Source organism: Halomonas sp. IOP_31 (assembly GCF_021151495.1).
In the GTDB taxonomy this organism is placed as follows: Bacteria; Pseudomonadota; Gammaproteobacteria; order Pseudomonadales; family Halomonadaceae; genus Modicisalibacter; species Modicisalibacter zincidurans.
Window position 1 is genome coordinate 56,677 of record NZ_JAIRBP010000018.1, and the last position, 7,828, is coordinate 64,504.

Annotated in this window: 9 protein-coding genes; 7 read left to right on the forward strand and 2 right to left on the reverse strand. The window is 61.0% G+C overall.

The genetic code is table 11. From position 1 onward, the window contains the following. Positions 1–92 precede the first annotated feature (92 nt). The 3 genes from flgM to K7I12_RS10860 all read left to right on the forward strand — a co-directional run bounded on the left by flgM (position 93) and on the right by K7I12_RS10860 (position 2,519). Entirely contained in the window at positions 93–371 is a 279-nt protein-coding gene (gene flgM, locus K7I12_RS10850) for a flagellar biosynthesis anti-sigma factor FlgM (protein WP_231664128.1), read from the forward strand. 32 nt (positions 372–403) lie between these two features. Next, positions 404–856: a flagella synthesis protein FlgN gene (locus K7I12_RS10855; protein WP_231664129.1), complete on the forward strand. Its 453-nt coding sequence runs from the start codon at positions 404–406 to the stop codon at positions 854–856. Between the two features lie 187 nt (positions 857–1,043). After that, positions 1,044–2,519, forward strand: coding sequence for a GGDEF domain-containing protein (locus K7I12_RS10860; protein WP_331460588.1), 1,476 nt, complete (start codon positions 1,044–1,046; stop codon positions 2,517–2,519). A 44-nt stretch (positions 2,520–2,563) separates the two neighbouring features. Here K7I12_RS10860 and K7I12_RS10865 read toward each other — a convergent pair whose 3' ends face one another. After that, positions 2,564–2,974 carry an SRPBCC family protein gene (locus K7I12_RS10865; RefSeq protein WP_031383756.1) on the reverse strand — a complete coding sequence of 137 codons (411 nt, stop codon included), beginning with the start codon at positions 2,972–2,974 and terminating at the stop codon, positions 2,564–2,566. Between the two features lie 193 nt (positions 2,975–3,167). Here K7I12_RS10865 and queC point away from each other — a divergent pair, with 193 nt between their 5' ends. Genes queC through K7I12_RS10885 form a run of 4 tightly spaced genes read left to right on the forward strand, consistent with a single transcriptional unit; the run spans position 3,168 to position 5,701 of the window. Further along, complete coding sequence (queC, locus tag K7I12_RS10870; RefSeq protein ID WP_031383757.1) at positions 3,168–3,869, forward strand: 7-cyano-7-deazaguanine synthase QueC; 702 nt, start codon at positions 3,168–3,170, stop codon at positions 3,867–3,869. Positions 3,870–3,871: 2 nt separating this feature from the next. Continuing rightward, on the forward strand, positions 3,872–4,525 hold the full coding sequence (gene queE / locus K7I12_RS10875; RefSeq protein ID WP_031383758.1) for a 7-carboxy-7-deazaguanine synthase: 654 nt from the start codon (positions 3,872–3,874) through the stop codon (positions 4,523–4,525). Beyond that, positions 4,525–5,403: a 6-carboxytetrahydropterin synthase gene (locus tag K7I12_RS10880; RefSeq protein WP_231664132.1), complete on the forward strand. Its 879-nt coding sequence runs from the start codon at positions 4,525–4,527 to the stop codon at positions 5,401–5,403. The genes queE and K7I12_RS10880 overlap by 1 nt, the downstream gene beginning before the upstream one ends. A gap of 10 nt (positions 5,404–5,413) precedes the next feature. Continuing rightward, the gene (locus K7I12_RS10885; RefSeq protein WP_084173449.1) at positions 5,414–5,701 is read left to right on the forward strand and encodes a YkgJ family cysteine cluster protein; all 288 of its coding nucleotides are present in this window, start codon (positions 5,414–5,416) and stop codon (positions 5,699–5,701) included. A gap of 157 nt (positions 5,702–5,858) precedes the next feature. On the opposite strand, the gene K7I12_RS10890 is transcribed toward K7I12_RS10885, so the two are convergent. Further along, complete coding sequence (locus K7I12_RS10890; RefSeq protein ID WP_031383760.1) at positions 5,859–7,688, reverse strand: SurA N-terminal domain-containing protein; 1,830 nt, start codon at positions 7,686–7,688, stop codon at positions 5,859–5,861. Positions 7,689–7,828: the final 140 nt, after the last annotated feature.

Consider the following 7,828-nt stretch of genomic DNA (forward strand, 5'->3'; position numbering starts at 1 on the left):
CTAAACTGCCGGGGATTGCCGGCGGTCATTAAAGTTAATGCCCTGTGTGGCCGATAGTCAGGGAAAGGTCGAGATCATCAAGAGGATGCCCCGTGAAAGTCGACAACTCACACCCCCTGCAGCGCCCGACGCAAACCGATAGCAAGCCCACTCAGCCGGCCAAGCAGGGCGTCGAGTCACAGGCGGCCAGCCCGGCTGCCATCGCGCACCTGAGCAATACGTCCCAGAACACGACTCAGGACATCGACGCTGCACGCGTTGCCGAAATTCGCCAGGCGATCAGTGAAGGCCGGCTGGAAATCGACTCACAGCGCATCGCCGATGGCCTGATCGATAGCGTTCGCGACCTGCTCGGCAAGTCCGACAGCTGATTGCTACTACACGTACCGGCGGAGAGCACACCATGAGCCTGGCCCAGCACCTCGAGCGCGAACAACAGCATCTCGACGCCTTCATTGCATTGCTCGAGGCGGAACGCGCCAGCCTTTCGCAAGGCGAAGTCGATGGTGAGCGTCTGAGCACCCAGGCACAACAGAAGCAGCACCACATGGAGCGTCTCGAGACGCTCGAGACTCAGCGGCGTAACGTGCTGAAAAAACTCGGCTATGGTCAGGGCCGGCAAGGCGCGGAAGCCGCCGCGCGGGATGCCCATTGCCTGGATGCCTGGCATGCCTTCCTGAGCCGAGCGTTACACGCCAAGCAACTCAACCAGTTGAACGGGGTGTTGATCGGCTCGCGCATGAATCAGAACCAACGCATCCTCGATTTCCTGAACAATGCCGCGGGCAAGGCGCTTTACGGCCCCAACGGCCAATCGCGGCGTCGCGGCTTTGGCGGAGTGGCCTCGAGGGCTTGACGCCTGTACGGCCGCTGCGAGTGGCCGCTTTGCGCGAACCCGATTAATAGCTTGATCTTCATGTAACAAATAGGGGATATTTATTACAATAGGAAACGAATAAGTAACATATTCTTGCATGTGCCATTATCGCCGTCGTCCTGTGCCTCGCATGGTCTGGACGTGATTCGCGGCCAGGGATAAGCCAGTGATTCCATCGCCTCTCATCCAGTCCTTGCTCGATTGCCCGGCGCTTCCCTCGATCCCAGCCGTGATCCAGCGCGTTATCGTCCTCGCGGCCGATCCCGATTCCCGCTTGCAACAGATCCTCGACGTGCTGCAGAACGATCCGGCATTGACGGCACGGCTGATATCCCTGGCCAATACCGTCTACTACACACAGGCGAAGCCTGCCGATACGCTGCGTGAAGCGGTCGAGCGCCTGGGACTCGATACCACCGTATCGCTTGCCCTGGGCTTCAGCCTGGTCACCGCATCACAGGGCAATGCCCGATCCACCGGCTTTGATCTACAGCACTTCTGGCAACGTGCGTTGATCAGTGCCATCGCCGCACAGGAACTGGCCACGCAGCGCCGCCAGGGCAATGAACTCGGGCCCGTGTTCACGGCAGCGTTGCTGCAGGATATTGGCATGCTGGCCCTCAATGCCGTGGACCCGCTCGAATATGCCAGGCTCATCGGTACGCTCGACGATCATGATGAGATCGCCCTGCGCGAGCGCACGCACTTTGGCGCCGATCATGCCGAAGTCGGTGCCTGGCTGGCAGGCAACTGGGGATTGTCAGCACAGTGCCGCGAATGGATACGCTGCAGTCACGACCGGCCGGTACGCGAGGACGCGTTCGGGGCCGGCGACTGCGTCATGCTTTCGGGGCGTCTCGCCGATATCTGGCTGGCATCGGATGGCCATCGCACCCTCGCCCAGCTAGCCCCCTGGTTGAGCGACGAGAAGCAGCGGAGCGAGTTGCTCAGCAGCATTCAGTCCCGGCTTCCACACATCGTCGCGCTCTTCGAGGTCGATGTTCCCAACGCGTTCGATTCGCCGCGTCTGTTGATGGAAGCGAAGCAACTGCTCCTCGACCGTGCGCTCCATCTGCAATCCCAGCTCGATCATCAGAGCCAGGAACTCAAGGCCCTGCAAGCCGCCAACTGGAATCTCGATCGCGCGCTACGCTACGACCCCCTGACCCAGCTCTACAGCCGGCAATATTTGCTGTCCTTGCTCGAGACGCATTTCGAAGAAGCCAACCGGTCGTCACAAGAGCTGTCGATGGTATTTCTCGATCTCGATCACTTCAAGCAGATCAATGACGAACACGGTCATCCCGTGGGCGACGAGGTGCTCAAGAACTTTGCCGGCCTGCTCGTCGAACTCAGCGACCCGGACGTTCATCTCGGCCGCTTCGGTGGCGAGGAGTTCATGGTTTTGCTCCCAGGCTACGATCGACGCAAGGCCGCCGACTATGCCGATCATATCTGCAATACTCTACGTAGCCGCCCTTTGTTTCACCATCGGGGAATCACGATTCAGGTCACCGCATCGGTCGGCATCGTCAGTCTCAGGGAGGAGGGCTATAGCTCGCCCGATGAGCTGATCCATAAAGCCGATCAGCGCATGTATCTTTCAAAGCGCACCGGGCGCAATCGTGTGACCCACGAGTAGGCCGCAGCCCGAAGCCTTGCTTGAAAGCCAGCCTGCGACAAGATCTAGAGTCTGGCTTCGAGCCGCGCCAGTATCTGCTGACCGACCTGGTTGACCAGCGGCTTGGCTGCCTTGTCAACGGCCTTGGCAAGCAGCCGGTTACCTATCTCGTAACTCACGCTGAGCTCGACCCTTGTACCTTCTGCAACCGGAGTCAGCGTGTAACGCCCCTGGTTGCGCACCCCCGCCAAGGACTCCCAGGCCAGGGTATGCGGCGGGCGGCGCTCCGTGACCTTCACGTCGAATTGCCAGTCACGCCCGATGACGTGGATGTGCCAGCGGTAGCAGTCGTTGCCGAGGGGCTCGACCCGCTCGATCTTGTCCGAATAGTCACTGAAGTTTTCGATGCGTTCCAGCAGTGCATAGACGCGCTCGGGTGCAGCCTTCAATACCGCACTGTGTTCGATAGTCGCCATGCGCTTCCTTGTTGGGCTGTGATTTTTCCTAGCCAAAGAGTACGCACTGTGGCCTGGAATCGCCAAGTGCGGCATTGTCCGCCCCTGTTGGTAATGGGTACAATGCGCGACTCGTAAGAGAGGCTTACGTCCGGACACCCGGATCCCGGACGCCGTCTACCGCGGGCCAACAAATTCTCCGGCAGGCTTTACCATGAACGATTCTTCCCCGGCGATGGCATCCGCCAAGGCTGTCGTCATCTATTCCGGCGGCATGGATTCCTATACCGTGCTGCACCGTGCCGTTGGCCAAGGCTATTCGGTACACGCCCTGTCCTTCGATTATGGTCAACGCCATGTCAAGGAACTCGCTATCGCCCGCCGGGTCTGCCAGCGCCTGAATATCGCTCACCAGGTGATCGATATCCGGGCGATTCATTCGCTGATCGACAACTCGGCGCTCACCGACGCCACTCGCCCACTGCCCGCAGGCGACTACGATGCCGACAGCGTGGCGGCCACCGTGGTACCCAACCGCAACATGATTCTGCTGTCGCTGGCTATCGCTCATGCCGTCAACATCGATGCCGATGCGTGTTTTTACGGGGCCCACGGCGGCGATCACGTGCTCTATCCAGATTGTCGTCCCGAGTTCGTCAAGCGCATGAATGCCGCCTCGGCCGTCGCCAATTTCAATGCCGTACGCATCGAGGCTCCTTATCTGCACGCCAGCAAGGGCGACATCCTCGCCGATGGCCTGCGCATGGGACTCGATTACGCCCAGACCTGGACCTGCTATCAGGGTGGTGAGCTGGCATGCGGCGAGTGCGGCAGTTGCCGCGAGCGCTTGGCGGCCTTCGCCGAGCTGGGTCTTGCCGATCCGCTGGCCTATCGCACCGCAACGGTGGAGCCCTGACGATGTATCACATCAAGGAAGCCTTCTACACGCTGCAGGGCGAGGGTGCACGTACCGGCCGTGCCAGCGTGTTCTGTCGATTTACCGGCTGCAACCTGTGGTCGGGCCGGGAAAGCGACAGACAGCACAGCGCCTGCCGCTTTTGCGATACGGACTTTGTCGGCAGCAATGGCAAGAATGGCGGGCGCTTCGCCGATACCGACACACTTGCCGCGCACCTCGCTGCGTTATGGCCACACCTGCCGACGGCAGCCACGCCCTATGTGGTGTTTACCGGCGGCGAGCCACTGCTGCAACTCGATACTCCGCTCATCGAGGCCATGCAGGCGCGTGGCTTCGAAGTCGCCGTCGAAACCAACGGCACGTTGCCGGCACCACCCGGCATCGACTGGCTGTGCGTCAGCCCCAAGGGCACGACGACGCTGGCCATCGAGAACGGCGATGAATTGAAGCTGGTCTATCCGCAGCACGACGCCCCGCCCTCGCGCTTCGCGAGCCTCGACTTCAGCCACTTTTTCCTGCAGCCAATGGATACCACGGGCATCGCGTCTTGCGGACAACCGACAACTCCACTCGATGCGGCTCTCGCCTACTGCCTGGCTAATCCACAATGGCGACTCTCGCTGCAGATCCATAAAACGCTTGGAATCGAATGATGACGCTTTTCGTCAACGACATCAGTCAGCTCGATGTCGCCTTCTGGTGTCCCCAGAAAGGCCTCAGCGGTGCCAGCTGGGCCGTCGATGTCGAACTCGACGGGCACCTGGGCGAAGATGGCATGCTGTTCGACTTCGGCGAGGTGAAGCCCTGGATCAAGAAGAGTCTGGACAGTGGTCCCGACCATACCCTGCTGGTGCCTACTCAAGCGCCAGGCGTATCGATCACGACCCGGGGCGAGGATTGCATCATTCGCACGACGCAACCTTACGCAATGGAAGTACGTGGCCCCCGCAGGGCCTTCACATTGCTGCCCTGGCCGGCCATTAGCGCCGAGCGCATGGCAGTTCATTACGGAGAGCAGCTCTCCCGGCGCCCACCCCAGCGTATCGAATCGGTGCGCCTGCAATTCAGGGAGGAAGCCATCGAAGGTGCGGCCTATGGCTATAGCCATGGCCTCAAAAGACATGCCGGCAACTGTCAGCGCATCGCTCATGGCCATCGCTCGCGACTGCTGATCTGGTGTGATGGCAGGCGTCAGCCTTCGCTCGAGCAGCGTTGGGCCGAGCGCCTCGATGCGCGCTATCTGGTAGATGTCGAGGATATCATCGACCAGACCTCAGCCAGCCTGACGCTAGGCTACCGGGCCAGCCAGGGAGAATTCCGTCTGACCCTGCCTCGGGAGCGCTGCGAACTGTTGCCCACGGCGACCACCGTGGAACAGATCGCCACTTGGCTGGTTGCCCAGGTCTCACATCAAGATGCTCCGCTCAGCCATGTCCGTGTTCAGGCCTTCGAGGGCATCGGCAAGGGAGCCCGCGCTGAAGCCATATTGGAAATGCGCGCCTGGCAGAAAGCCACGCCTGGCAATCAGTGATTGAACGCCGATGAGTGATCCTGCCGCCCAGATATCCCATGGCAGCGCCGACGGATGCCGAGCGGGGTGCGGTGCCTGTTGCATCGCCCCATCGATCAGTTCGGCGATCCCCGGCATGCCCTGTGGCAAACCGGCGGGGGTACGCTGCGTGCAGCTTGACGACGACAACCTCTGCCGGCTTTTCAACGATCCGCGGCGACCGGCGGTCTGTCGGCGCTTCGACTACGATCCCGAGCTCTGCGGCAGCAATAGAGCGAGCGCACTTGCCCGTATCGCCGCCTTGGAAGCTGCAACATGAACGCTTTCAACGTAAAGAGTTGCTGATCTATATAACGGTATAAATCATGCCTGAACGTTATCAAGCCGCATCAAGCCCGGCGCATGATGCATCAGCGCTGATGATTCATCGAAAAGGCGCGGCCGAAGCCGCGCCCTGCTAGCGATCCAGGCCATCGCTACTGCCGTTGTATCTCCGCTTCGTCACGCAGTGACTGCAACAGCCCTTGAATGGCCGCCTGAACACGCAACCGCTCGGCCAGCACTACATCCCTGTCGGTGGAACCATCGCCGGCAGCTTCGCCGGCGCTCACCGAATCCAGGGCAATCAGGGCCACTCCTTGCTGGGTATCGGCCTTGCCGTACGTCGCTTCTTCTGACGATGACGGCCGGGGCAGGCGGAATGCCTGAGTCACGACAGCATCCGGAACGCTAGCGTCGACGGAGCGGCGGGTGACCGATTCGACGACCTGCCAGTCGATCGCCGGCTGGCGACCGGCCTTGAGCGCAGCGGCCAGCTCCGCCGCACGTTCGCTGAGCGCCTGCTGAACCGCCTCGGCCTCGACCCGCGCTCGGACCTGAGCACGGACATCCTCGAGCGGCAGCGTGGTCGCTTCGCGATGATCCGCCACACGCAGAACCATGCGTCGCTGATCGTCGAGCTCGATGACGTCGCTATTGTACCCCTCCTCGAGCACGTCGGGCTGGAACGCAGCGTCCATGACCCCGGGTTCTGCCAGCACGCCGCTGACGTCACCACGTGATACCCAATCGCTGGATTGCAATTCGAGCCCCAGATCGTCGGCGACACTGGCAAGATCTTCGGCGGCGAAACTCTCGTCGATCAGTCGCTGAGCCAGTTCGTTGAATCGGGCCTGGGCTTTTGCCATAGCCACCTGCTTACGCAGTTCATCGCGCATCTCATCGAATGCGGGCAGCTCGATCCCGGTCGCCTTGAGCAGGTGCAGACCATTGTCGGTCTCGACGATGTCGGAGACCTGGCCCTGCTCGAGCGAGAATGCCGCGTTCTCGAACTCCTCACCGAAGAAGCCACGATTGATGACGCCCAGCGCACCACCCTTGCCCGAGGTTGTGGTGTCATCGGAATATTCATTAGCCAACTGGGCGAAGCTCTCCCCGGCCTGCAACCGCTCGCGCACCTGCTGCAAGCGCTGACGGGCTTGTGCTTTCGTACGCTGTTCACCGAAGCTGACCATGATATGGGAAATGCGTCGCGGCGCTTGTGCCTTGCGTTCAGCATAGGCCGAGCGCAGCGCCTGGTCACTGACCTCGACATCCGCGGCAAGCGCCGCCTGATCGAGGATCACATAATTCAGCTTGACCTGTTCAGGGCGCTGAAACTGGTTCCGGTATTGGTCGTAATAGGCTTGTATGGCCTGCTCGTCCACGCTGACGGGAGTGCTCAGATCATCGCGACTCAGCGTGTGATAGCGAAAGCTGCGTTGTTGATTGCGCAGCGTGCCTAGCCGATCGCGCTCGCTGGGCAGCATGAACTCACTGACCGTCAGGCCTTGCTGTATCTGCTGACGGAGCAGGTCCTGCTGCAGCTGCTGGCGAAAGGACTGTGGCGTATAGCCCGCGCTGTTCAACCGGTTACGGAAGATATCGGCTGAAAAGTTACCGTCCTGATCCTGAAACTCGGGCCGATTGACGATTGTCCGATCGACTTGAGCGTCGGATATATACAACCCGCCCCGCTCAGCATACTGATCCAGCAACTGCTGCGTGATCAGCTGGTCGATGACCTGATTGCGCAACTGGCGCTCCTGGCCGGGAGGAACCTGACCGGAACGGATGGCCCGCTGGACCTGCATCTCGACGGCCTGGGGCGAGATGGGCTCGCCGTTGACCTCGGCAACGCTATCATTGCTCTGCGAGAAGAGCCCGACGAGCGATTCGATGCCAAATAGCGCGAGGGTGACGATGACCGCCCCGACGATGACCTTGGCGGCCATACTCTGGGAACGGTCCCGGATTTGTTGCAGCATGCTGGCCTCGGATAGCTTCTGTAATCGGGTAGGGTCCGGGGTCACCCCCGGAGCCCTCCCACACCACCGGGCATACGGTTCCGTACCACGGCGGTTCGCGAAGAACGGCTGAGCCACCTTACCGTATCAAGTACCGAGAT

Excerpts from the sequence above, each read along its gene's own strand:
- K7I12_RS10885 (WP_084173449.1), top strand. The coding sequence starts at position 5,414 with ATGAGTGATCCTGCCGCCCAGATATCCCATGGCAGCGCCGACGGATGC.
- queC (WP_031383757.1), top strand. The coding sequence starts at position 3,168 with ATGAACGATTCTTCCCCGGCGATGGCATCCGCCAAGGCTGTCGTCATC.
- queE (WP_031383758.1), top strand. The coding sequence starts at position 3,872 with ATGTATCACATCAAGGAAGCCTTCTACACGCTGCAGGGCGAGGGTGCA.
- K7I12_RS10855 (WP_231664129.1), top strand. The coding sequence starts at position 404 with ATGAGCCTGGCCCAGCACCTCGAGCGCGAACAACAGCATCTCGACGCC.
- K7I12_RS10880 (WP_231664132.1), top strand. The coding sequence starts at position 4,525 with ATGACGCTTTTCGTCAACGACATCAGTCAGCTCGATGTCGCCTTCTGG.
- K7I12_RS10865 (WP_031383756.1), bottom strand. The coding sequence starts at position 2,974 with ATGGCGACTATCGAACACAGTGCGGTATTGAAGGCTGCACCCGAGCGC.
- K7I12_RS10890 (WP_031383760.1), bottom strand. The coding sequence starts at position 7,688 with ATGCTGCAACAAATCCGGGACCGTTCCCAGAGTATGGCCGCCAAGGTC.